Raw genomic sequence first — 26,189 nt, forward strand, 5'->3', positions numbered from 1 at the left:
ACATTGTGAAAGTTTTCACTTTAAATCTTTTCATGATTATGTTATGATCAAGTCGAGAGAGAGATAAAACCAAAATTTACCTGAGAGGATGAGAGATATGGCTGTAAAAAATGATATTGTTGCCAATACAAAACAGCAATCAGCCGAAGAGTACATCCAGACCCTGATCAACAAGGCAAACAAGGCCCAGGAAAAATTTATGAGCATGACCCAGGAGCAAATCGATGACATCGTTCAGGCAATGGCCTTGGCAGGACTCGACAAGCATATGTATCTGGCAAAACTCGCGGTCGAAGAGACAGGAAGAGGCATCTACGAAGATAAAATCACCAAGAACATGTTCTCGACGGAGTATATTTACCACAGTATTAAGTATGAAAAGACCGTTGGTGTCATTGAAGACAATCCATATGAAAGCTATCAGAAAATAGCGGAGCCGGTCGGCATTATTATGGGGATTACACCCGTAACGAATCCGACATCAACGACGATGTTTAAAGCACTTATCTCTATTAAAACACGTAATCCTATTATTTTCGGCTTCCATCCTTCAGCCCAGCAATGCAGCAGAGAAGCGGCTAAAACATTGCTCGAGGCAGCCGTGAAGCATGGAGCCCCGGCAGACTGCATCCAGTGGATTGATGAGCCGAACATGGAAAAAACCAATGCTTTGATGAATCATCCGGATGTCGCCCTCATATTGGCAACCGGTGGTTCAGGCATGGTGCGCGCTGCATACAGCTGCGGCAAACCGGCTCTTGGCGTTGGACCTGGCAATGTCCCTTGCTTCATCGAAAAATCGGCGGATATCAACCAGGCGGTAACGGATCTGATCTTGTCCAAGTCTTTCGATAACGGTATGATTTGCGCTTCGGAACAGGCCGTAATCATCGAGGAGCCGATTTTTGACCAGGTTAAAAAGAAAATGATCGCTAACGGCTGCTACTTTGTGAATAAGGATGAGGCAGCCAAACTGACAGCTGGAGCTATTAACGTGGAAAAATGCGCTGTCAATCCGGCGATTGTCGGCCAATCGGCTGTCAAGATCGCGGAAATGAGCGGCTTTAGCGTACCGGCCGGAACAAAAATACTGGTCGCTGAAATCGAAGGCGTAGGCATGAAGTACCCGTTGTCGGCTGAGAAGCTGAGTCCGGTACTGGCCTGCTACAAGGTGAAGAATGCTGCAGAAGGCATCGAGCGGGCAGCTGAGGTCGTAGCCTTCGGCGGAATGGGACATTCGTCGGTCATCCACTCGCATAATGAGGAAGTTATTTTGAAATTCGCGGATCGGCTGCAAACGGGCCGTATTATTGTCAATTCGCCATCGACTCACGGCGCCATTGGGGATATCTACAATACGAACCTGCCGTCGCTGACGCTTGGCTGTGGATCATATGGCCGGAATTCGACGTCGTCTAACGTGACCGCAGTCAATCTCATTAATGTGAAAAGGGTGGCTCGTCGTACAGTGAATATGCAGTGGTTCAAGGTACCGGATAAGATTTATTTTGAAAAAGGCTCGACTCAGTATCTGGCTAAAATGCCGGATATCAGCCGCGTGGCAATCATTACGGATGCCGTTATGGTCAAACTTGGTTATGTGGAAAGAGTAGAACATTATCTGCGCCAGCGCCAAACACCGGTTGTCATTGAAGTCTTCTCGGATGTAGAGCCTGATCCTTCGACAACTACGGTAGACCGGGGTACAGAAATGATGAACCGGTTCCAGCCGGACTGCATTATCGCGCTTGGTGGCGGCTCGCCGATGGATGCCGCGAAAGCGATGTGGCTGTTCTATGAATATCCGGATACTGATTTTGAGAGCCTGAAGCAGAAATTCATGGACATCCGCAAACGGATCTACAAATATCCGCGTCTTGGACAAAAAGCGAAATTTGTCGCGATTCCAACAACATCGGGCACAGGCTCGGAAGTTACTTCGTTCGCTGTTATCACGGACAAAAACCAGGGTAATACGAAGTATCCACTTGCGGATTACGAGTTAACGCCGGATGTGGCGATTGTGGATCCGGAATTCGTATTCACTTTGCCGAAAACCGCAGTCGCCGATACCGGTATGGATGTATTGACACATGCGATTGAAGCTTACGTTTCGGTTATGGCCAGCGATTACACGGATGGGCTCGCAATCAAAGCGATCCAGCTGGTGTTCCAATATCTGGAGCAATCGGCATTGACAGGAGATCATTTAGCACGTGAGAAAATGCATAATGCCTCGACGCTGGCAGGCATGGCTTTCGCCAACGCGTTCCTGGGCATCAATCACAGTCTTGCGCATAAGTGGGGCGGGGAGTATCACACAGCACATGGCCGCACCAATGCCATTCTGATGCCGCATGTCATCCGTTATAATGCGAAGAAACCAACGAAGTTCGCTTCGTTCCCTAAATACTCGCATTTTATCGCCGATGAACGTTATGCTGAAATCGCCCGTATTTTGGGTCTGCCAGCCCGCACAACAGAAGAAGGCGTGAATAGCCTCATTCTGGCGATCCGCAAGATGAATAAAACGCTGGGAATCGAGGAATCGTTCCAGGAGCTGGGCTTCGATGCCAAGGATTTTGAAGCACGCGTCGATTATTTGGCGGATCGCGCATTCGAAGATCAGTGCACGACGGCCAATCCTAAGCTTCCGCTTGTAACAGAACTGGCAGAAGTATATCGGGATGCCTTCTACGGTCGCTTCGAGAATTAACATGGACAGAAAATGATGGGAACTGTGACAAGTATCACGCGCAAAGTGATATTTGTCACAGTCATTTTCAGAAAAAACCAGTAAACTGAACTTGTAAAAAGAACATCGCATATGAAGCGGAAGCTGCATAAAGGCGCAGGGCATTAGGCATAAATAAAGCGATATTTGTGAAAATAGTCACAATACTTTAGTCCTAACAGCGGATTCATGCGGGTTCAGGAGATGTGAGATTTCCTTCAAGCTCATGGTCTCTATTAAATAAAAAGATGGAGGGATTCAGATGTCGGTGCTAGAAAAAGATGTTCAAAACATGCAATCGGGCTGGAAAGGTTTTAAGAAGGGAAAATGGACGAAGGCAGTAAATGTGAATGACTTTATTGAAAGCAACATCAATCCATACGAAGGCAATGAAGAGTTTCTGGCGGGTCCTACGAATAACACGACCGAGCTTTGGAAGATCGTTTCTGATCTTACCAAAAAAGAACGGGATAACGGCGGTGTGCTTGATGTTGACGTGAACACGGTTTCGACGATTGTTTCTCATCAGCCGGGGTACCTCGACAAGGACAAAGAGCAGATCGTCGGCGTACAAACCGATGCCCCATTCAAGCGTTCCATTCAACCTTTCGGCGGAATCCGCATGATGATTGATGCTTGCAAGGCGTATGGCTTTGAACTTCCCGAAGAAATGATTAAGACATTTACGGATATCCGCAAAACGCACAACCAAGGTGTGTTTGATGCATATACAACAGATATGCGAGCTGCTCGTAAGGCAGGCATTATCACGGGTCTTCCCGATGCATACGGCCGCGGCCGGATTATTGGCGATTACCGCCGCGTATCTCTTTATGGAGTAGATTTTCTGATAAAAGAGAAAAAGCAGGAGCTTATGGAGCTGGAAGTCGATGTCATCGATGAAGATGTGATTCGACTGCGTGAGGAATTATCTGAACAAATTCGTGCTCTTGGCGAGCTGAAGCAAATGGCTGCCATGCATGGATATGATATTTCCAAGCCGGCGCAAAATGCCAAAGAGGCCTTCCAATGGCTTTACTTCGGTTATTTAGCAGCTATTAAGGAACAGAACGGTGCGGCTATGTCGCTTGGACGCGTTTCCTCGTTCCTCGATATCTATATTGAACGGGATTTGGCGGAAGGCGTACTTTCGGAAGATCAGGCGCAGGAGCTTGTAGACCATTTTGTTATGAAGCTCAGAATTGTAAAATTCCTGCGTACGCCTGATTATAATGAACTATTTAGTGGTGACCCAACCTGGGTTACTGAATCGATCGGCGGCATGTCTTCGAACGGCCAAACCCGTGTGACGAAGAACAGCTTCCGTTTCCTGCACACCCTGTATAACCTGGGACCTGCGCCGGAACCAAACTTGACCGTGCTTTGGTCCGAACAACTGCCTGAAGGTTTCAAAAAATACTGCTCGAAGGTATCGATCGAGACCAGCTCGATTCAATATGAGAATGATGACCTGATGCGTCCGATCTATGGCGACGATTATGGTATTGCCTGCTGTGTATCCGCGATGCGTATCGGTAAGCAGATGCAGTTCTTCGGTGCCCGCGCGAATCTGGCCAAGTGCTTACTGTATGCCATTAACGGTGGTATTGATGAGAAGTCCGGTGATCAGGTTGGTCCGGAATATCCGACCATTACAGCTGAAGTGCTGGAATACGATGAGGTCATCAAACGCTTTAAACCAATGATGGAATGGCTCGCCAAGCTGTACATGAACACACTGAATGTCATTCATTTTATGCATGATAAATATTCCTACGAACGTATTGAAATGGCGCTCCATGACCGTGATATTCTGCGCACGATGGCCTGCGGCATCGCCGGCTTGTCGGTAGCAGCCGACTCGCTGAGTGCCATCAAATTCGCCAAGGTAAAACCAGTGCGTAACGAAAAGGGTATAGCGGTCGACTTTGAAATCGAAGGTGAATATCCTTGCTACGGAAACAATGATGACCGCGTAGACAGCATAGCCGTTGAATTGGTAGAGACCTTCATGAGCATGATCCGTAAGCACAAAGCGTACCGTAACGCCATGCCGACCCAATCGGTTCTGACCATTACGTCTAATGTGGTGTACGGCAAAAAGACAGGGACAACACCGGATGGACGCAAAGCGGGAGAACCGTTTGCCCCTGGCGCCAACCCAATGCATGGACGTGACAAGAAGGGAGCGCTCGCTTCCCTCAGTTCGGTTGCCAAACTTCCTTATGAGGATAGTCTTGACGGCATTTCGAATACTTTCTCGATCGTGCCTAAAGCTCTCGGCAAGGAACCGGAGGTTCGTAAATCGAATCTGGTTGCCATGCTGGATGGGTATTTCGGAAGCAAGGCGCATCATCTGAACGTCAACGTCTTTGACCGCGAACAGCTGATTGATGCGATGGATCATCCGGAAAATTATCCGCAGCTGACCATCCGTGTATCGGGTTATGCCGTTAACTTTGTGAAGCTGACACGGGAACAGCAGCTGGATGTCATCAACCGTACATTCCACGGTTCGATGTAATGACTGGATGTTTATATACTAAATTTTAAAGAGAAGCGGATGCGGAAAGGGTGACTTCATATGATCAAGGGACATATCCATTCCATGGAGACCTTTGGAACAGTAGACGGACCGGGCATCCGCTTTGTCCTTTTTATGCAAGGCTGCTTGCTGAAATGCGAGTACTGCCATAACCCGGATACCTGGGCACTGAATGAGGGCAAAGAGATGACGGTCGAGGATGCTTTAGCCGAAATTGAGCCTTATTTGAACTATTACCGTTCCTCGGGAGGCGGGCTAACGGTTTCCGGTGGGGAACCCACGTTACAATCGCATTTTGTAGCGGAGTTATTTAAGGAAGTGAAGAACCGCTGGAATCTGCATACCACGCTCGACAGCAACGGCTTTAACGAGGCGGAGCGGATACATCAGCTGCTTGAAGTGACAGATCTCGTGCTGCTGGATATTAAGCATATCGATGATGAGAAGCATATTAAGCTGACGGGCAAGTCCAACGAGCGTACGCTTCGTACCGCGCAGTGGTTATCGGATCATGGTCGTAAAATGTGGATCCGGCATGTGTACGTTCCTGGTATTCACGACCAGGAAGAAGATCTGATCAATCTGGGCAGATTTATCGGCACCCTAAAAGGTGTGGAAAAATTCGAGATCCTGCCCTATCATCAAATGGGAATTTACAAATGGGAGGCTCTTGGCAAAGAGTACCCGTTACAGGGTGTACCGAGCCCCACAGAAGAAGAAGTACAGCGGGCATACCGTTTAATAGAAGAGGGACGAAAGCAGACTGCTGCCGTGTCGTAAGATTTAAAAAGAGCTCTTTTCCGCAGCCGGGAAAAGGGTTCTTTTTTCATGTGGAAATTCTCCGATGCCCCTAGCGGCCATTGGCTGTAAAAAACAATTTTTATGATGCAGATTCACTTCGATCTGTGTATGCCGAATGTCGTTCTTTTGAAAATTAGTAGAGGATTTTATCCCCTAATTAGCAGATTATTACACTAACGATAGTGTATACTCATTCTTATAATGAGAATTGTAAGATGTTTCGAGGGGGATCAACAATGAAGATAAAGAGAAGTTTGATTCTTTTGATGTCGTTTTGCATGGTATCTTCACTTCTGTTGTCAGCCTGTGAAAACACACAAACAAATGTAAACGCATCCACCACTGCCAAAACCAAAGACGAAGAGTCGCATAAAGCGGAACCTTTTGAATTGACACTCCGTCATACCCAGATTGGTAAAGATAAGGAAAAACGCTTTGCCATTTTGAATGATGTGGTGAAAAAGGTGGAAAGCGAAGTGGAAGGATTGACATTCAGACTGGATGGCGTTGAATCGGATGTGAACCGCAAAGAAAAGCTGCGCGGCGAGATGGCCGCAGGTAATCCTCCGGATATATTTGACCTGTTTGGCAGTCCGGACTCCAAAATATACGCCAAAGAAGGCAAACTACTGGATCTGACACCCATTATTGAAGAGCTTGGCATCAAGGACAAATTCTCTTCTCTGGAACCATTTACTTACGAAGGCGAGGTTTATGGGCTTCCGATTGGCGGGTCGGCTGAAGGCTTCTTCTATAATAAAGAGTATTTCAATAAAAAAGGCTGGAAGCCGCCAACCACATTTGCCGAGCTTGAACAAATGCTGGCCGAAATCAAGGCAGACGGCAGAGTGCCGATTGCCGCTGCTTCCAAAGACGGCTGGGTACCATTGATGCTCACCAATCACCTGTGGTCGCGTTATGCGGGTCCGGATATTACAGCCAAATTCGCTTCAGGCGAAGCTAAATGGACGGATCCGAATGTCATTAAGGCATTTGCGAAGCATCAGGAATGGGAGAATAAGGGCTATTTTAAAAAGGGTGAGCTTGGTTATGAATATCCCGAATATACGACCCAATTTACGGACGGCACGGCCATACTGATGTACGACGGCACATGGAAATCCTCCGTATTCAAAAAAGGGGAGTCTGGTGCGGCCATGGTCGGCAAGGTCGGATTTTTCAATCTTCCACCTTTGGAGGGAGGTGTCGGTGACCAAGCATCGCTGATGTTCAATGTCAACAACGGCTATGGTTTTTCGGCTGCAGTAGCCAAAGATCCGCGCAAGCTTGAAGCTGTGAAATCCTTTATCAAAAATATGTTCAATGAAGATATGCAAATCCGCGGACTGGTCGAAGACGGTGTTCTGCCTGCCATGAATCTCGATGTTTCGGTACTTGCTTCGAGCCTCAACGATACCCTGATGAAGGAGATCGTGGATGTGCTGGAAAATGCCCATACAAAGTTTGCGGCGTTCGATTCCCTGATCCAAACGGATGTGACCTCTGAAATCAGCAATGTCCAAATTCAAAAGCTCATCAGCAATCAAACGACACCGAAAAAAATGGCTGAAGCCCTGCAGAAAGTACAGAATGAAGCCAATGCTTTAGCAGAATAAGTGAAAATCTAAAAACATCGAAAATGCCGCAGCAGGCGTTACAGGAAAAAGATTGGAAGAGTGCCTATGAATTTGCGCATCAAATTATTTACGGCATTTGTGGTATTAATCATTGTTCCTCTCTGCATATTGGGTGTTGTCACCTATATTGTCTCTTCGCATTCTATTGAGGAAAAATACAGCCGTCAGACGGAATATTCTCTAAAAGCGATAAGCTATAGCATCAGTACCGTGCTGAAGCAGATGGATAATGTCACGGACAACGGAATTGCCACTTCAGTATTTCACATGGCCCTTGCTGCCAAGGATCCTACCAAGCAGGATTTGAATGCTGAACAGCTGAGTCTGAATAACAGCCAGCGGAACTTTCGGAGTCTGCTCTACAATCATCCGGCAATCAGCTATGCTTTCCTCTATAATCTGAACGGATCAGGCAAAAACAGTAATGTATCGATCTTCACCAAGGAAAATTTCACAACCATGCCCTTTGAGGATTTCAAAAAACAACCGTTATACAAAGAGGTAATGGATCTCAACGGTGTGCCCAAATGGATTGCGCCGCATGAGTATCCTGAACTAACGGGGACTGAGCCGGTTTTCACACAAATTCGGTTGATCAAAGAGCTTAGCTATTTTAAAAATATCGGTATTTTGGTGGTCCAAATCAAAAACTGGGATATAGAATCGATCTTCCATAACCTGTCTCCAACCCAAAGCATGCAATCTACAGAATTTATGCTGGTGAATGATGATGGTCTAATTCTTTATGATCCGAATAAAGCATTTGAAGGACAGCAGCTCAGCACAGTTATGAAAAAACCGGTGAAGTTTGGAAGCGGATATCAAAGCTTCAAGACAGATTTCCATGATGAGAAGAGCATTGTTTCCATATATCATCTTAAGGATTACTCATGGAATCTGGTATCGGTCACCTCCTGGAAATCACTTTCAAAGGAAACCCTTGTGTTTGCCCAGTGGTTTATCGGTATCACTTTGCTGTGCCTGCTCGCTGCGATCACCTTCAATATGGTGTTCATGAGACGGATTACAGGATCCATCGCAGTCATTGTCCGTTTCATGAGAAAGGTGGAGGGCGGAGATTTCAACGTCCGTGTCGAGGACCGCGGAAAAGATGAGCTTCATATTCTGGCCAAAGGCTTCAATGATCTGGTGGATCAAATCAACAGCCTGTTCAAACAGATCAACACCAAGCAGAAGCAGAAGACCCAGGCCGAGCTTCGGGTGCTTCAAGCCCAGATCAAACCGCATTTCTTGTTTAATACACTGGAATCCATTAATGTACTGGCTATTCAGAATGAAGGAGTCAAGGTCAGCGAAATGGTGCATAGGCTGGGTAGCATCTTACGGATTAGCATTCAAGACAAGGAGGAAATCCCCCTGGATCAGGAAATTGAACATCTGCAGAGCTACCTAGAAATACAGAAATTCCGGTTTGATGACTTGTTTGATTATGAAATCGACATACCGCCTGAGCTGAGGAGACGGAGCGTGTTGAAGCTGACGCTGCAACCGCTCGTGGAAAATTGCATTCAGCACGGTTTCGAAGGCATCGCATACACGGGGCATATTCATATTTCCTGCTGGGCGGATCAGGGACGCATTATTTTGCAGGTTCAAGACAACGGAATTGGCATGGAACCGAACCAGCTTCTGAAGTTCCAATATATGAAGACAGACAAGGAAGATGTGGCTGACAGAAAAGACCAGGTCAGATATCTTTATGAGGAAAGACGGGGTTTGGGTGTACGGAGCGTGGCTGACCGGATCAGAATTCACTACGGGGAGCAGTATGGACTTTTTATATGTTCATCGCATCTGACTGGAACGATTATTCAGTGTGTTATTCCTGATGCTGAATGGAGGGATTGGAATGATTCTTAAAGTGCTGCTGGTGGATGATGAGGCTCCGATACTTAATAATCTGAAGAGCATCATTCCCTGGAAAGAAATGAATATGCAGGTGCTTACGGCCAGAAGCGGGCAGGAGGCGTTGGGACTTTTTGAAATCCATAATCCGGATATTATTTTATGTGATATCCGGATGCCCGTGATGGATGGTTTGACCTTGGTCGGCCAGCTTAGGGACAAAGGATCTATGGCTGAGATCATTTTGCTGACGGGATACCAGGAGTTTGAATATGCAAAAGCCGGAATTAAGTATAAAGTCCGCGATTATATCTGCAAGCCAATACATTACAAAGAGTTGGAAAATAATATCCGCGCTATTGGTGAACAGATTGTACAGAACCGGCTTAAGGATCCTTTCCGGCAGACCGTATCCAGAATCCAGGAAAATGAGGACGATCAAATTGTCCGGAAAAATCCGCAGCAGCTGATGGGTGAAGCCGTTGGTTACATCGCGGACAAACTCGACAAAGATCTCGGTATCGAAGAACTGGCGGGGTATCTCGGAATCAGCTGCAGCTATTTCAGTTTGCTTTTCAAGAACCATCTGGGCATGACCTTTGTGGAATATGTCACCTCCAAGCGTATTGAAGCCGCCAAATACTTGTTAGTCCATAGTGAAAAAAGTATTACCCAAATCGGTTCTGGCATCGGCTATCACGAAAGGCGGTACTTTACAAAAGTATTCCAGCGGTATACCGGCATGACTCCTTCGGAATTCCGCGACCAAGCTAGGAACATCCCTGCTATATAAAATGGATTGAAGTCTGTTCTTCGTTCATCTCGGCCCATACGGCATTACACATGTGAAGACGTACCTTTACTTCGTTTTAATTTAAGTGATCTGGTTTTGTGAAGCTGGTTTTATGTGAGGATTTTGCAGAAAACGCTGGAATGGCTTTTTGCAAAATCCCGAACTTATATATAAAGGATGTGTAGAGAAATTGGATATTTCTAAACTTACATTGGAACAAAAAATCGGCCAAATGTTCATTTGCGGCTTTCATTCTCTGGTACCGGATGACCAAATCCGCAAACTGATTCAGGATTACCATCTGGGAGGCGTCATTTACTTTCGGCGTAATATTGATAAGCTGGAGCAGGTGGCCAGCCTGTCTGCTTCGCTTCAGAATTTAGCTGCGGCTAACGAGGATTTGCCGCTTTGGATTGCCATTGACCAGGAGGGCGGCATGGTGGCTCGTATTGACCATAAGAAGATGAGCCGAATTCCAGGAAATATGTCCCTTGGCGCAACGGATAACCCGGAATACAGCTATGAAGTATCCCTGATCAGCGCGGAAGAAATGCTTCAGCTCGGCATCAATATGAACTTTGCTCCATGTCTGGATGTGAACAACAACCCTCAAAATCCTGTAATTGGTGTAAGATCCTTTGGTGAGAACGCGGACAAGGTATCGGAGCATGGTGCAGCCGTAATCCGGGCGTTCCAGGAAAAGGGGATCTCTGCAGCAGCCAAGCATTTTCCAGGCCATGGAGATACCAGTGTAGACAGCCATATGGGGCTGGCGACCGTTGAACATGATCTGGACCGTCTGCAGCAGGTAGAACTGAAGCCTTTTATCAAGGCGATTCAGGAAGATGTGGATGTTATTATGACGGCTCATGTAATCTTCCCGGCGATTGAGTCCGAGCCTATTCCAGCGACGTTGTCCAGATCTGTATTAACCGGACTGCTGCGAGAGGATTTGGCCTACAAGGGTATTATTGTTACAGATTGCCTCGAAATGCATGCCATTGCCAAATTCTTTGGCGTTGGTGAAGGTGCTGTTAAGGCGATAGAGGCTGGTTCAGACGTTGTGCTTGTAAGCCATACGCTCAGTGACCAGATAGAGGCGTTCGAAGCGGTCAAAAGCGCTGTACTGAGTGGACGAATCAGTGAAAATACGATTGATCGAGCTGTCGAACGTATTTTGGCCCTCAAGCAAAAACGTATTGCCGATCTGCCGGCATCGGATGCATCGCCTGTATTTCTTGAAAGACATGAAAAGCCTGAGGTGGACCGCCTGCTGAAGGAGGTATCTCTGAAGAGCGTGACGCTCGTCAAAGACCAAGGACAGCTTCCGTTAAACATAAATGAAAAAGTACTCGTGATTTGGCCTGAAGTTCGTTCCGAAACACAGGTCGATGAGCCTTGGACCGAGGTTGTGACGCTGGGTGATGCCCTCGCAGGGTGGATGAAGGATGTTCAAGAAATCCGCATAAGCGCCGAGCCGGATCAGGAAGAAATCGAGAAGGTTCTGAACGCTGCTTCATCATGCGCTCAAGTGGTGTTGGCAACATACACCGCTGGAAGCTCCCTCCCTGAGGGTCAGCGTGCTTTGGCAGAACAACTGCTGCAGCAGAACCACAGCAAGTTGATTGCTGCTTCTACACGAAATCCCTATGATTTGAACGATATTCCCGGCATTCCCGCTTATCTGTGCTGTTATGAGAATACGCCTTATTTCATGGAGGCTCTGGCTTCCATTCTGGCAGGTCAAAGTAAAGCGGAAGGCAAACTTCCTGTCAGCCTTGATGAGCCCAATATGGTAAGTGCAAACTAGCATTATCCATGCTTTTATGGCAAGCTGCTTCAAACTTTGCAAGGGCGGAAGTTTCCTTCAGTTGAAGGAAACTTCCGTTTTTCACATTATTGGAAGCAGGAGAGCAACTTTTCAACAAAATATGCGTCTAATACTATGTCTATTAGAGGGCGAGATACAAAAATGGAAGCATAAAGGAGTCTGTACATGAATTTCAAAAAACTGACAATGATTGCTGTGTTAGCTGTAGCTCAGACTGCACTCGTCATTCCGGCCGCTGGCGCGGAAGGTGCGAATACAGTTCAGCCTGAAACCATTCAGGGCATCAACATGAATGCAGCAAACAACCCAGACAGCACGTCAAACGCGCAACCGGGTAACACAGCAGGAATTGCTGGCAATTCCACCAGTGAAAAAACGCAAAACGAGAACACTGGGGACAACCAGACCAACACAGGGGGAACAAACGGAGAAAACGGTACTTCGAGTACGGATAACTCCGGCAAAACAGGCAATGACACACCAACATCCACATCCTCTCAGGACGGTAATCAAGATACTGCAAACGGTACTGATACCACGGGTGATGGCAGTACAACCGGAGGAGATAAAGGCGAAACAACTCCGGGAACGACATCCGAGCAAGCGGGCGATTCGGAGGTAACAAAAGGAATTACATCTCAGGCAGGTGCTAATCAGCTGATCCTGATGATGAACAGTAACAAAATGTACCAGGATGGCAAGCTCTTCCTTGCAGGTCAGCCTATGGCTGTGAAAAATGGTGTTTCCTATGTAGCCATTCGGGCAATGGTAGAACGCGTGGGTCTAAAGCTTACTTATGATGGCAAGACGAAGGAAACGATCATCATCAAGGATGGTAAGGAGCTTCGCTTTAAAACCAACAGCAATGTTTATCGTGTTAACGGCGAATCCAAGCCGATGAAAGGACCATCCTATCAACAAAATAATACATTTATGGTTCCACTGACTTCGATCACTCAAGCGCTGAACATTCCGTATACGGTGGATCAGGCGAACAAGAGAGTCATTCTGTCACTTTCAACAAAGCCGGTAGCCGCATTTACCGTTCAGCCTTCTGATATATTTGCAGGTGAAACGAATGTTAGTTACACGACACAATCAAAAACCTCGAATGGTTTGCAAATTGTGGATGAGCGTTGGGAAGGCAAGCAGGATATTTTCGAAGAGGTTGGCACTCATAAGATTACTCATTATGTGCAAGATTCCAGCGGACAATGGAGTGATCCATACACCGTCACCATCAATGTTCTGAAAGCGAATGAGCCGCCAGTGGCTAACTTTACAACAGACAAAGACGAATACAAGATGGGTGAATTGGTAAATATCACAGATCTGAGTACCGATGATGAGAATGCAATTGTGGATCGCCAGTGGATGAATGACCGCAAGGCATTTTTTACCCCGGGTCCTATAACCATTCGCCTCACGGTCACAGATAAGCATGGTGCCGTCGGGGAATTCCAGAAGACTATCACCATTACGAATGAAACGCTATATACCGAGGATGATTTCAATAAGCTGTTTATTCCGGTAGGCGACAAATATACCTTTGATGGAACCAAGGTGCCATCGTGGAAGAACATGGACTTTACATTCACATCAGAGCCGGCCACTTTGATCCGCAGCAACAGCCCTGAAACCGTGTACTCGGAAGGGTTGCTGTATAAGGAAACAGCGCTTGGCAGCACACGCTTTATGCTTCATCATGTGAATTCAACCGGTAAAAACGAGAAGCTGTACGTTATCGCAACCAATACGTACACGGATAGACCAGCGCAGATTACCATGCAAAACTTTGGCATTGGCGGTCCAAATCCTTATCCGGAATTGACGGGAAAGACATCTATTGAGCGGTATTTCCAATCGATGCAGGATCAATCGGCTCGTCAGGTTATTAATCTGGCACCGGGTGAAAGCAAAGTGATTATGACGGATGTGAATAAAACGAAAATGAAGCCGGGCGATACGATTTCTGCCCTTGCTGATGCATTCAGTGATTATCCGGTTCAATACAGCGTGATCATGATCGATGAAAACAAGGATCCGCTTCAAACTTTGCCATATCTCACAAGCCTCGAACGCGATGTTCATAATCGTGGGACTTATCCGGATTCTGTCCGTTTGATCCGTTATGATGAGCCTGTCGGTAGTACTCCATCCCGGTTGGTTCTTGGAGACAACAAAGCTGACCCGAACCTAATAGGGCTTGACGGCATTTACGGAACGGAGACCTCTAATGCCGGTAACTTTGGGGTATTGTACAAAATTACATTTAGCCGTGTCGCACCACATACCTTGATAACGCTGAACCCTCGTGGAGGTCTTTACAACGGTATTGTGACTGTGAATGGTCAAGTCATTCAGGTAGCCAATAAAGCGGCGGTAAGCGCGCCGAATGAGAACAGCGTTCTATACCGTACAGGTGACTTTGAGCAGAATGTGGAGATCATGTATACTCCATCGCCAGGAAGCAACTTGCCGATCAATTTGCTCCTGATGCCTTTGCCACAGGAAAAATAATCTTCATGAGAATTGCAGTCCTTATGGGATAAAACCAATAATTATTAGCTGCCTCAGCATCGAATATTAGATGTCTGGGGCAGCTTTCTTTATTAAATATGAGGAAATATGAAGTGTGAATGGTTAACAAGAGGTTATAAAGATGAGTTATACCAGCGATGAAGGAAATATAGAGACAAAAATGGCGGCTCAGCAGTCCACAATAGACTGCCGATCCGCCATTTTCGCAATGTTTCTAAGAGCTCCGGCTCCGCCATAACAGGTAAATGAAGAACGGAGCACCTACGGCGGAAGTAAACACGCCAACCGGGATATCCAACGGGCTAAATAAGTTCCGCGCCAACACATCGGCCAGCACAACGATAAATGCTCCGCACAGACCGCTCGCGGGCAGCAAGGAACCGTAAGAAGAACCAATAAGCTTTCTGGCAATATGCGGGGACAAAAGCGCAATGAAGCCAATTGCACCACCGACGGAGATACCGGCACCGGCAAGACCGACAGCTGTGAAAATCAGCAAGGTCCGGTCCTTTTCCACGCTGCTTCCCGCGCCTGCAGCCAGGTCATCACCAAGCTGGAGCATATTGATTCGACGGGCAAAGGCAAGACTTAAACATCCGAGTATGACAAACCACGGTAAAATCATGTTCACATGCTTCCACGAGCTGCCATACACGCTGCCGAGGAGCCAGTTAAAGGCCTTTTGGGCAACATCGGTCGGCCCGGTAACAAGCAGCATCGTGGAAATCGAAGAGGCTACAGAGCCGATCCCAACGCCAACGAGAACAAGCATCAATGGATTGACACCTTTTTTCCAGGACAAGGCATAGATCAGCAGCGTGGTGAGTGCCGCACCTACGAAAGCCGCGGGTGGCAGCCAGAACACGCTTGCAGAAGGGATGAGCGTAATGACGGCCGTGGCTGCAAGTGAAGCACCGCTCGTTACACCCATAACATCCGGAGATGCGAGAGGGTTACGGATGAGCCCTTGAGTGATTGCACCCGACATCGCCAGACAGGCACCAACCATCGCGCCGACCAGGACACGTGGCAGACGAAGCTTTTGTACCACGACCACATCAAGTGAATCACCTTGTCCGAAAATGCCTTGCACGACGGCCCAAGGATTTACATATTTTGTTCCGAATCCGACGCTTACGATCATGGCCAGGAGCAGAAGAACGGCCAATCCGGCAAGAACAAGAATTTGTCTTTTACTCGTTAGAAAGGAAATTTGGCTTCCTTTAATACGAACGGCAATCGGTTCTTTGGATTTGGTTGAACGGCTCATTTTTTTAACAGCCCCTTTCTAGCAGCGTGAATAAAGAAAGGAACGCCGATAATGGCGGTCATGACACCAATTGGAATTTCACGCGGCATCGCAATAAACCGGGCGGCAATATCCGCCAGCAGCAATAGAATACCACCCAAAATCGCACTATACGGAATAAGCCACCGGATATCTTTGCCGACAACAGTCCGCGCAATATGCGGAATCACAAGTCCGAGAAAGCCGATGGGTCCGGCTACTGCAACGGAGCTGCCTGCAAGAACAACAATCAATAATCCCATTGTCAACTTAAGCAGCACGGTTCGCTGACCCAAGCTTTTGGCGACATCATCACCAAGCATGAGCGTATTGATGGATGAGCTGATGAGCAGGGCAATCAGCCAAGCGGCCAGCATATAAGGAAGCAGACTGAGCAAAATGTCCAAGCTTCTTCCTTCAACCGATCCTGACATCCAAAAGAGAACTTCCTCCATGGCACGTCCGCTGATAATGAGCATGCCATTGGTCATTGAACTGCAGAAGGCGGTAATCGCCGCACCGGCCAGCGTGATTTTCAAGGGTGTAAGACCTTGTCTGCCCGCAGAGCCGAGAATGAATACGAACAGGCAGCTGACACCTGCACCAAGGAAAGCGATCCAAGTAAATGAAGCCAGCGAGCTGACCCCGAAAAGGACAAATGATGCGACAACGAACAGCGAAGCGCCCGCATTCAGGCCGAAAATACCGGAATCCGCGAGCGGATTCTTAGTCAATGACTGAAGCATAACCCCGCAAATGCCAAGGCTACCTCCAACAAAAGCTGCTATCAAGGCTCTGGGCACCCGGACTTCGCGGACAATGATATGTTCCGTACTTCCATTATATGAGGTAAAAGCTTCAAGCACCTGCCTCCAGCTCGTATTGTGCACGCCAAACAGAATGCTTGCTGCGACGCTGAGCAGCAGGATGATGATCCCGACAATCAGGCCCATCCATTTATATGTAGTTTTATGCAGCCATACTGTCTGCATGGCGTATCCCTCATTCCTATCAGGCAAAATAAACAACATATAAAAGTTTAAGGGGAGGGGGATGGAATGTCAATGAATATCATTCTCAATTAAAATTGCTTCACCCAAGTGTTCCTTCCGGTTTAATGTAATATTTCATTGATTATGTTGACAAGCAAAAGGAACTTCGATTAGGATTAAACACGATACTGATAATCATTATCAGATAGAAATCGAAGGGGAGAACACATACTTATGAAAAAATGGAACGGTATCATACTTATGCTTCTGGCAACCGTGCTAGTTTTATCAGCCTGCGGTAAAGACAGCGGCAGCACAGGAACGGATAATGGGAATAAAGAGGCGGCGCAAGGTTCCGATGACGCTGACCGTTCAATTGATACAATTATGGGCAAAGTGACTGTACCCGCTCATCCACAACGCGTAGTCGTGTTGACCAACGAAGGCACGGAAGCTCTTTTGTCCATTGGAGTAAAGCCTGTAGGGGCTGTAAAGTCCTGGACGGGAGATCCATGGTACCCGCATATTAAAGACCAGATGCAAGGAGTAGAAAGCCTCGGAGAGGAAGGCCAGCCGAACGTGGAAGCGATCGCAGCCCTGAAGCCGGATCTGATCCTCGGTACAAAAATGCGTCAGGAAAAAATTTACGATCAGCTGTCTGCTATCGCACCAACCGTGTTCTCTGAAACACTGCGCGGCGAATGGAAGGAAAACTTCAAGCTGTGGGCTAATGCTGTGAACGAGCAAGCCAAAGGTGAAGAAGTGCTTGCGGCGTATGACAAGCATGTATCTGATCTGAAAGCCGAGCTCGGCGACAAGCTGAACATGAAGGTTTCCATGGTCCGCTTTATGGCAGGTAAAGCCCGGATGTACTACAAAGACACATTCTCGGGACTCATTCTGAGCGAGCTTGGCTTCGCACGTCCGAAATCCCAGGACAACGCAGGATTCTTTGATGACGTAGGCAAGGAGCGCATTCCGGAAATGGACGGCGATATCCTGTTCTACTTCACGTATGAAACCGGTAATGGCAAGGGCAATGAGATGGAGAAGGAATGGACCAATGACAAGCTGTGGAAAAATCTTGATGTCGTGAAAAAAGGAAATGCGCATAAAGTTGATGATGTGATCTGGAATACGGCGGGCGGCGTATTGGCTGCTAACCTGATGTTGGATGATCTGAAAACTTATTTTATCAAGTAAATCCTATTTAAAATATGGAGGGGACCCCAATCGGGTCCCCTTTTGCTGTAATTGACTGTCATATCGTTTTGAGGCATTATTATTAGTATCAGGATGCTGCAACATTCGATTTATAAGAAGAACGCAGTGCATTTAAATTTATAGCTTTGCGTTGATATAAACGGGAGGATGAGCGTTATGCTTTCGACAGAACAGATTATTGACGCCATGTCGGAACAAGGACTGCGCATTACCGACCAGCGGAAGACGCTCGCCAGATTATTTGGTGAACATTCGGGTTATTTGTCGGCCAAGGATGTTTATGAGTATATGTGCAAAAAATATAGCGGTCTCAGCTTTGACACGGTGTACCGTAATCTCAGAGTGATGCAGGAGTTAGGAGTGCTGGAGCAGGTTGTTTTTGAGGATGGGATGAAGTTCAAGGCGAGCTGTAGTGAAGATCATCATCATCATCATATGATTTGCCTGCAATGCCAGCGAACCTATCCGATTCAATTTTGCCCTATACATCTGGCCGATGCACCGGAGCACTTCCAGGTCGTGACGCATAAATTTGAAGTATTCGGTTATTGTAAGGACTGCCAGCAGTCCGCTTCGGATGAGGAGCAAATGTCTACCAAATCCGGCGGGGGACGATAAAGTGGGAGTTACGCGAAAGATCGTTAAAGGTCCAATTATTTTCTATCGTAAATACGTTTCTCCACTCAAGCCGCCGACATGCCGCTTCTATCCAACCTGCTCCGCCTATGCGCTCGAAGCGGTTGAAGTGCATGGGGCGCTGAAGGGATCATGGCTGGCTGCTAAACGGATAGCCAAATGTCAGCCATTTCACCCTGGCGGGGTGGATCTTGTTCCTCCGCGCAAGGAGAGAAAAGACGGCAAGCCGCATACGGACAGCGGTAGTCTGACTTGACTTCAGACCCAGAGGTTCAGTATATTAAGGAATATATGACATTTCCAACGAACGGATGAGTAGGAGAAATAGCTTAGCTCAGAGAGCCGGGGTAGCTGTAAACCGGTCTAAGCCAATCACCGAATATGGTCCGGGAGGAACTGCTTTCGAGCGGCAGCGATTGCACTTGATCAGCTGCGTGAGGGGGCGGCGTGTTCCAGCGTTAATGGACGGTATCCGGCAGCAAGCCGGGAACCGATGGAGCCTGTCTTCCGAGAGGAAGCGGGGAAATTGGGTGGTAACACGTGAGAGAACTCTCGTCCCATAGCGGGGCGGGATTTTTTTGTGTTCAAACAAAATTAAACGATTTCAGGAGGATGAACTGACGTATGTCCGAGAAAAAGACGTTTTACCTGACAACACCAATCTATTATCCAAGTGACAAACTGCATATTGGTCATGCCTATACAACGGTTGCCGGTGATGCAATGGTCCGTTACAAGAAGCTGCGCGGATATGATGTGCGTTATTTGACAGGAACGGATGAGCACGGTCAAAAAATCGAACGCAAGGCTGCCGAAGCCGGAAAAACACCGCAGCAGTTCGTGGATGATATTGTGGCCGGAATCAAGGAATTATGGAAAAAACTCGATATTTCAAATGACGACTTCATCCGTACGACAGAACCGCGCCATACCAAGGTCGTTCAGGAGGTATTTGAACGTCTGCTGGCCCAGGGAGATATTTACAAGGGTGAATATGAAGGTTGGTACTGCACCCCGGATGAATCCTTTTTCCTTGAAAGACAGCTGGTTAACGGAAACTGTCCGGATTGTGGACGTCCCGTGGAACGCGTCAAGGAAGAAAGCTACTTCTTCCGGATGAGCAAATATGTAGACCGTCTGCTTCAATACTACGAAGATCATCCGGACTTCATTCAGCCGGTATCCCGTAAAAATGAGATGATTAATAACTTTATCAAACCGGGACTTGAGGACTTGGCTGTATCCCGTACGACCTATGAGTGGGGAGTTAAAGTCAAAAGCGATCCGAAGCATGTCATTTATGTATGGATTGACGCGCTGCTTAACTATATTACGGCTCTTGGTTATGGATCGGAAGACACCTCATTATTCGAAAAATACTGGCCAGCAGATGTTCATCTGATGAGTAAGGAAATTGTACGTTTCCATACGATCTATTGGCCAATTATTCTGATGGCGCTTGATCTACCGCTGCCGAAGAAGGTTTTCGCACATGGCTGGCTGCTGATGAAGGACGGTAAAATGTCCAAGTCCAAAGGAAATGTGGTTGATCCGGTAACTTTGATCGACCGTTATGGTCTGGACACCCTGCGTTACTACTTGCTTCGCGAAGTCCCATTTGGCGCGGATGGAACCTTTACGCCGGAAAGCTTTGTGGAGCGTGTGAATTCGGATCTAGCCAATGACCTGGGCAACCTTTTGAACCGTACGGTAGCCATGGTTGATAAGTATTTTGATGGTCTGGTGCCTGAGTATCAGGCAGGAGTTACTGCTTTTGACGCTGATATTGAGGAAGCGGCCGCGGCGGTATACAGCAAGGTAGAGGAGGCCATGGAGAACATGGAATTCTCCGTAGCCTTGACAGCCATCAGCCAGTTTATCAGCCGCAGCAATAAATACATTGACGAAACCCAGCCATGGACACTTGCAAAGGACGACGCCAAACGCGGCGAGCTTGCTTCGGTTATGTCACATCTGGTGGAAAGCCTGCGCATTGCATCGATTCTGCTGCAGCCGTTCTTAACCCAGGCTCCGCGTAAAATCTGGGAGCAGCTTGGTCTTGAAGAAGGCGAGCTGACCTCTTGGGACAGCGGCAAAACATTCGGCTCGATTCCAGCAGGCACGAAGCTTGTTAAAGGGAACCCGATCTTCCCTCGTCTGGAGTCAGAACCGGAGATTGCTTATATCAAGGAAGCCATGACTGGAGGCGCTGCAGCTGCCACAGAAACAGTAGTGAAAACAGATGAGGCGGCTGTTACCGAAGTGCCGGAGCTGAAGGAAGAAATCGGAATCGAGGATTTTGCCAAGGTTGAGCTGCGTGTAGCGCAAGTTATAGCGGCAGAGCCAGTCAAAAAAGCCGATAAGCTGATGAAGCTGCAGCTGGATCTGGGCTATGAGCAGCGTCAGGTCGTTTCCGGTATTGCGAAGTTCTACACACCTGAGGATCTGGTTGGACGCAAGGTTATCTGCGTGACCAACCTGAAACCGGTCAAGCTGCGTGGGGAACTGTCTCAAGGGATGATTCTTGCAGCCTCGCAGGGAGACCAATTGACGCTGGCTACTGTACCAGACAGCATGCCAAACGGCGCAGTTGTGAAGTAATCACGTCCCGGTTGGTCTGAACAGGCACAAATATAGGAATAATAAGACGGAATACCTTAAGAAATATAGGTATTCCGTCTTTTTTCCGTTTTGCATATTTGTTTTGAAATCATGTTTGGTTATTTTTTGTTTATTCGATAGAGTTGACAAAATTTCTAAACCCATTCTATAATTTATTAGTAAAAATTACGATTAAGGTGGGTCATTTAACGGTGAAGATGAAATGGCGGCTTAAAGCCGGAGCGATAGGGTCCGTTATTTTGCTCATGATCATACTGGCTGCAGGCTGCGGTCCACAGAGCCAAGGGAAGATTGTTGAAGGCAAGGTCAATGTAGTGACCACCTTTTACCCGATATATGAATTTGCCAAGGCGATTGGCGGCGAGGACGCCAATGTCATTAACCTGTTACCCGCAGGCGTTGAGCCGCATGACTGGACTCCGCGGAGTCAGGATATTGTGAACACTTCCAAGGCGCAGCTCTTTTTCTATAATGGTGCCGGCCTGGAAGGATGGGTTCCGCAATTCTTGAAAGGCTTAAACCACGACAGTAAAGTGAAAGCCTATGAGGTCAGCCAGGGGATAAAGCTGATTGAAGCGGAGGATGAAGGCGATCATGATCACGAAGGCCAAGGCCATAAGGATAAGCACCACGTCGATCCGCATACCTGGGTTAGTCCGAAATCAGCAATGATCATGGCGGAAAATATGAAGAACAGCTATATTGAGACAGACCCTGTTCATAAAGATGCATATACAAGTCGTTATATGAACCTCAAAAAACAGCTTGAAGAACTGGACAGTGAATTCAGCACCCATCTGGAAGAGATGCCCCGGAAGGAAATTGTTGTTTCTCACGAGGCTTTTGGTTATCTCGCACGGGATTATGGGTTGACGCAGCATGCCATTATGGGATTATCTCCGGATGCGGAACCGCGGGCAAGGGATCTGCTGCAGCTTTCCGAGCTGGTCAAGGAGAAAGGCATCCACTATATCTTTTTCGAAGAGCTGGTATCGGACCGTCTGGCCAAAACATTGGCATCGGAAACTGGCGCGCAGGTGCTGGTGCTTAATCCGGTTGAGGGACTAACAGAGGATCAGCTGAAACGCGGGGATGACTATTTTAGCCTTATGCGCAATAATTTGACTAACCTCATTCTGGCACTGCAGGAGTAATATTCGTAATCGTATTTTAAATAGAGAGGTAGATGTCGCATGTATACGCCAATGGATGATCATTGCCATCAACCTGTGGTGGAGCTGGGAAATATCTCATTTTCCTACCGGGATCAGCAGGTCATTTCCGATCTGAGCTTTACAGTCAAGGAGAGAGATTTTGTAGGCATTATCGGCTCGAACGGCGCCGGTAAATCGACGCTGATGCGGATGATCGTGGGGCTCCTGCCTGCAGGAGAGGGTGACATCCGATTGTTTGGACAGCCTATCCGCAAGTTCAAGGACTGGGAACGGATTGGTTATGTACCGCAAAAGAATGCTTTTAATCCCCTATTTCCGGCAACCGTCCGTGAGGTTGTGCTGTCAGGGCTGTACAATAATAAAAATTTATTCCGCAGAGTAAGCAAAAGCCAGCAAAAGCAGTGCGATGATGCGCTGGAGGTCATGAGAATCCAGGATATCGCAGGCAAAAGAATCGGAGAGCTTTCGGGCGGACAGCAGCAGCGTGCCTTCCTGGCAAGAGCGATGATTAACCATCCGGATCTGCTGATTTTGGATGAGCCTACCGTTGGCATCGACGCAAAAACACAAGCGGACTTTACTGAACTGATTACACATATGCACGAACATCATCATATGACTTTTCTGATGGTATCCCATGATATGGGGATGGTCGAAAGCTACCTTGGGAAACATCCGAAGCAGCAAAACGGAAACATTAACTTTTATGTCCGGCATTCACATGAAATTCAAAATTGCGAGGTACAGGATCTGCAGCATTCGCTGACTTGATCTTTTGCTGCTCCCGCAGAAGGAGTCGTTATTATTGGCTATCGATATTATGCTAAGTGATTTTTTTCAGCGTGCATTGGCCGGAGGCATTCTGATCGGAATAACCGCGCCGTTGATTGGTATTTTTCTGGTGCTGCGCCGGCTGTCCATGATCGGAGATACTCTCGCGCATGTGACCATTGCCGGTGTCGCGCTCGGCTTTTTAATTGAAGTATATCCGCTTGGTGCCGGACTTGTCTTTGCGGTACTGGCATCATTTGCGATAGAAAAGCTTAGGAAAGCATATAAAAGCTATGCTGAGCTGTCCATAGCCATTATCATGTCCGGTGGAGTCGCGCTGGCGTCTTTGTTTTTTACACTCGGTATGGGTTACAATACAGATGTGATGAGTTATTTGTTCGGAAGCATCTATACGCTGGATACACAGGACTTGTACGTGGTAGGGGCTGTGACGCTGGTTGTGGTCGTGGTGATATCCCTCTTTTTTAAAGAGTTCTTTCTGCTTAGCTTTGAGGAAGATGCCGCAAGCGTTAATGGTCTGCCTGTACGCATGTTGAACATGCTGATTACGATATTGACTGCGCTTGTTATCAGTACGGCTATTAAGATTGTAGGGGCGCTTTTGGTATCGGCACTGTTAACCATTCCGGTTGCGATAAGTCTGCTGATTGCGCGAAGCTTCAAATCTTCCGTGATATTATCCGTAGTTATTTCCGAAATTGCCGTGATTATCGGGCTCGTCATCGCCGGCATTTGGAATTTAGCGCCAGGGGCAACCATTGTTCTTCTGTTGATTGCACTTCTGATTTTGACCATGGCCGGTAAAAAGGGGTTATCGATTTAGAATCAAAATAGGGGGTACGGCCTTGTCAAACTTGAATATTTGGATCGCATTTCTTGCCGGACTGGCTTCTTTTATCTCTCCTTGCTGTCTGCCGTTGTATCCATCGTATTTGTCCTATATTACAGGGATGTCGGTTCAACAGCTGAAATCGGAGCAAAATAAAAAAGAAGTCCGTTTCCGGACCATGACACATACGCTTGCATTTATTTTGGGTTTTTCAGCAGTCTTTTACACACTTGGCGTGGGGGCAGGCTTGTTCGGAAATTTCTTTAACAATAACCGTGATCTCATCCGTCAATTGTCTGCCGTTCTAATCATTCTAATGGGACTTTTTCTCGTGGGTATATTCCAGCCTAAGTTTTTGATGAGAGATTTCAAAATGGATTTCAAGTTCAAGCCTGCCGGATACATAGGTTCCTTTATCTTCGGAATCGGTTTTTCAGCTGGTTGGTCCCCGTGTGTCGGACCGATTTTGGCTGCCATTATTGCATTAGCGGCAACGGAGCCCGGGGCTTGGTTCCCGCTTATCACCGCATACACGCTTGGATTTGCCATTCCCTTTTTCGTTTTGGCATTTTTTATCGGTTCAACCAAGTGGATCGTAAAGTACTCGGGCATTATGATGAAAATCGGCGGTGTATTGATGCTCTTGATGGGTGTCCTGCTGTTTACGAATCAAATGACCAAAATCACGATTTGGCTGCAGGCAATTACGCCGGAGTGGCTCAAGTTTTAGGTGAAATAATCAATGTTCGCTGATGGGAAATGCTCAAAAATCCGCTCTGTGATAAATTCGCGCAGGGCGGTTTGTTGTTCGTCGGGATATACGTATTTGGACTGTCCCCAGCGGCCCCACTTCTTTTTACGTTTCTCCATGTCCATTTCGAGCTTGGATTTGGGATAACGCTGCTCAATGACCGATTTTGCCGTTTTGGTAAAACGATGCTGGATCAGCTCGAAGGTTAAATCCTTGGCAGCATCCTTTGGAAGTGTTCTCTCCAGACGCTGCAGGAGGTCTGCATAGCCTTCTTCCCAGCCGTCATACCAAATAATCGGGGCGATGATAAAACCGAGCGGATAACCGGCGTGAGCCACTTTTCCTGCGGCTTCAATCCGTTCCTCGAAGTGAGAAGTCGAGGGCTCGAATTGACGAATGACATAATCGGAATTCACGCTAAAGCGGATCCTCGTATGCCCATTATGCTTTAAGCCGAGTAAGGGATCCACATGATGGAATTTGGTCACAAATCTCAGTCTGCCGAACTCTTCATCGGCCATGAACGTGATCAGATCTGCGAGCGAACCGGTAATATGCTCAATACCCACGGGGTCCGAGGTACAGGCAGCTTCAAATCGGGTAATTTCAGGCTTGCGCTCCTCAATATACCGTTTGGCGGCTGCAAGAATGTCTTCGGTGTTCACATACACGCGTACATAAGGTTTAGCCCCAAGCGTTGTTTGAAGATAACAATAATGGCAGTGTCCCATGCAGCCTGTAGAGATCGGGATTGCGTATTCGGCTGAAGGCTTGGATTGATCAAATTCTAAGGTCTTGCGAACACCCACGACTAGCGTCCGCTTGGCATTTTTGTACTTTTCAAGATCCGTTTCTCCCGGCAAGTTCGTGATGCGGTTATGGGAGCTGGTCATGCGCAGCGGAATATTGTTGGATTTTACCCATTCCATTATTTTTTTGCCTTTGGAATAGTTAAGCGCATCCGGTTCAAAATATACAAGGTCCGGTAAGAACGGTTTGGTTGGCCTTAAGGTCTTGCGCGGTCGTTCCTTCACACCTGTCCCCATAGCATCATGCTCCTTTCACGTTTTATTATGCGTGGCCCGTTCCCGCCTCAATCGTGGTAAAAGGGCCGTTTCCCGGCAGGACTTGC

The 26,189-nt window shown here is 47.4% G+C and carries 19 protein-coding genes; 16 read left to right on the forward strand and 3 right to left on the reverse strand.

Going from position 1 to position 26,189, the window contains the following annotated elements; genetic code table 11:
* Positions 1-97: 97 nt before the first annotated feature.
* From adhE to KJS65_RS02460, 8 genes are all read left to right on the forward strand, one after another.
* The gene (gene adhE / locus KJS65_RS02425; RefSeq protein WP_213648413.1) at positions 98-2,716 is read left to right on the forward strand and encodes a bifunctional acetaldehyde-CoA/alcohol dehydrogenase; all 2,619 of its coding nucleotides are present in this window, start codon (positions 98-100) and stop codon (positions 2,714-2,716) included.
* 280 nt (positions 2,717-2,996) lie between these two features.
* A complete protein-coding gene (gene pflB, locus KJS65_RS02430) occupies positions 2,997-5,258 on the forward strand; it encodes a formate C-acetyltransferase (RefSeq protein WP_213648414.1) in 2,262 nt (753 codons plus the stop codon).
* A 60-nt stretch (positions 5,259-5,318) separates the two neighbouring features.
* A complete protein-coding gene (gene pflA, locus KJS65_RS02435; protein WP_213648415.1) occupies positions 5,319-6,059 on the forward strand; it encodes a pyruvate formate-lyase-activating protein in 741 nt (246 codons plus the stop codon).
* A gap of 257 nt (positions 6,060-6,316) precedes the next feature.
* Complete coding sequence (locus KJS65_RS02440; RefSeq protein ID WP_213648416.1) at positions 6,317-7,696, forward strand: extracellular solute-binding protein; 1,380 nt, start codon at positions 6,317-6,319, stop codon at positions 7,694-7,696.
* A gap of 66 nt (positions 7,697-7,762) precedes the next feature.
* Complete coding sequence (locus tag KJS65_RS02445) at positions 7,763-9,598, forward strand: cache domain-containing sensor histidine kinase (protein ID WP_213648417.1); 1,836 nt, start codon at positions 7,763-7,765, stop codon at positions 9,596-9,598.
* Positions 9,588-10,376: a response regulator transcription factor gene (locus KJS65_RS02450; protein WP_306432950.1), complete on the forward strand. Its 789-nt coding sequence runs from the start codon at positions 9,588-9,590 to the stop codon at positions 10,374-10,376. The genes KJS65_RS02445 and KJS65_RS02450 overlap by 11 nt, the downstream gene beginning before the upstream one ends.
* Positions 10,377-10,566: 190 nt before the next feature.
* Positions 10,567-12,186 carry a beta-N-acetylhexosaminidase gene (nagZ, locus tag KJS65_RS02455; RefSeq protein WP_213648418.1) on the forward strand — a complete coding sequence of 540 codons (1,620 nt, stop codon included), beginning with the start codon at positions 10,567-10,569 and terminating at the stop codon, positions 12,184-12,186.
* Between the two features lie 186 nt (positions 12,187-12,372).
* Complete coding sequence (locus tag KJS65_RS02460) at positions 12,373-14,727, forward strand: stalk domain-containing protein (protein ID WP_213648419.1); 2,355 nt, start codon at positions 12,373-12,375, stop codon at positions 14,725-14,727.
* A gap of 235 nt (positions 14,728-14,962) precedes the next feature.
* Here the strand turns inward: KJS65_RS02460 and KJS65_RS02465 are convergent, their stop codons facing one another.
* Together KJS65_RS02465 and KJS65_RS02470 are read right to left on the reverse strand one after the other, a co-directional pair.
* Complete coding sequence (locus KJS65_RS02465) at positions 14,963-16,018, reverse strand: FecCD family ABC transporter permease (RefSeq protein WP_213648420.1); 1,056 nt, start codon at positions 16,016-16,018, stop codon at positions 14,963-14,965.
* Positions 16,015-17,028, reverse strand: a complete 1,014-nt coding sequence (locus KJS65_RS02470) for a FecCD family ABC transporter permease (RefSeq protein ID WP_213648421.1) — start codon at positions 17,026-17,028, stop codon at positions 16,015-16,017. Before KJS65_RS02470 ends, KJS65_RS02465 begins: the two co-directional genes overlap by 4 nt.
* Positions 17,029-17,262: 234 nt before the next feature.
* Between KJS65_RS02470 and KJS65_RS02475 the strand changes: the two genes are divergently transcribed.
* The 8 genes from KJS65_RS02475 (at position 17,263) to KJS65_RS02510 (ending at position 25,036) form a co-directional block, all read left to right on the forward strand.
* Entirely contained in the window at positions 17,263-18,231 is a 969-nt protein-coding gene (locus tag KJS65_RS02475) for an ABC transporter substrate-binding protein (protein ID WP_213648422.1), read from the forward strand.
* A 177-nt stretch (positions 18,232-18,408) separates the two neighbouring features.
* Positions 18,409-18,870: a Fur family transcriptional regulator gene (locus KJS65_RS02480; protein WP_213648423.1), complete on the forward strand. Its 462-nt coding sequence runs from the start codon at positions 18,409-18,411 to the stop codon at positions 18,868-18,870.
* Position 18,871: 1 nt separating this feature from the next.
* Positions 18,872-19,144, forward strand: a complete 273-nt coding sequence (gene yidD / locus KJS65_RS02485; RefSeq protein WP_244864350.1) for a membrane protein insertion efficiency factor YidD — start codon at positions 18,872-18,874, stop codon at positions 19,142-19,144.
* A gap of 368 nt (positions 19,145-19,512) precedes the next feature.
* Positions 19,513-21,489 carry a methionine--tRNA ligase gene (gene metG / locus KJS65_RS02490; RefSeq protein ID WP_213648425.1) on the forward strand — a complete coding sequence of 659 codons (1,977 nt, stop codon included), beginning with the start codon at positions 19,513-19,515 and terminating at the stop codon, positions 21,487-21,489.
* Between the two features lie 218 nt (positions 21,490-21,707).
* Positions 21,708-22,664 carry a metal ABC transporter substrate-binding protein gene (locus tag KJS65_RS02495; protein ID WP_213650604.1) on the forward strand — a complete coding sequence of 319 codons (957 nt, stop codon included), beginning with the start codon at positions 21,708-21,710 and terminating at the stop codon, positions 22,662-22,664.
* A gap of 39 nt (positions 22,665-22,703) precedes the next feature.
* Complete coding sequence (locus tag KJS65_RS02500) at positions 22,704-23,456, forward strand: metal ABC transporter ATP-binding protein (protein WP_213648426.1); 753 nt, start codon at positions 22,704-22,706, stop codon at positions 23,454-23,456.
* A 49-nt stretch (positions 23,457-23,505) separates the two neighbouring features.
* Positions 23,506-24,300, forward strand: coding sequence for a metal ABC transporter permease (locus KJS65_RS02505; RefSeq protein ID WP_136607026.1), 795 nt, complete (start codon positions 23,506-23,508; stop codon positions 24,298-24,300).
* 22 nt (positions 24,301-24,322) lie between these two features.
* Positions 24,323-25,036 carry a cytochrome c biogenesis CcdA family protein gene (locus tag KJS65_RS02510; RefSeq protein ID WP_213648427.1) on the forward strand — a complete coding sequence of 238 codons (714 nt, stop codon included), beginning with the start codon at positions 24,323-24,325 and terminating at the stop codon, positions 25,034-25,036.
* Here KJS65_RS02510 and splB read toward each other — a convergent pair.
* Positions 25,033-26,103: a spore photoproduct lyase gene (splB, locus tag KJS65_RS02515; RefSeq protein ID WP_213648428.1), complete on the reverse strand. Its 1,071-nt coding sequence runs from the start codon at positions 26,101-26,103 to the stop codon at positions 25,033-25,035. The two genes, KJS65_RS02510 and splB, sit on opposite strands and share 4 nt — an antisense overlap.
* Positions 26,104-26,189 lie beyond the last annotated feature (86 nt).

The sequence above is a fragment of the Paenibacillus sp. J23TS9 genome (genome assembly GCF_018403225.1).
GTDB lineage: Bacteria > Bacillota > Bacilli > Paenibacillales > Paenibacillaceae > Paenibacillus_AQ.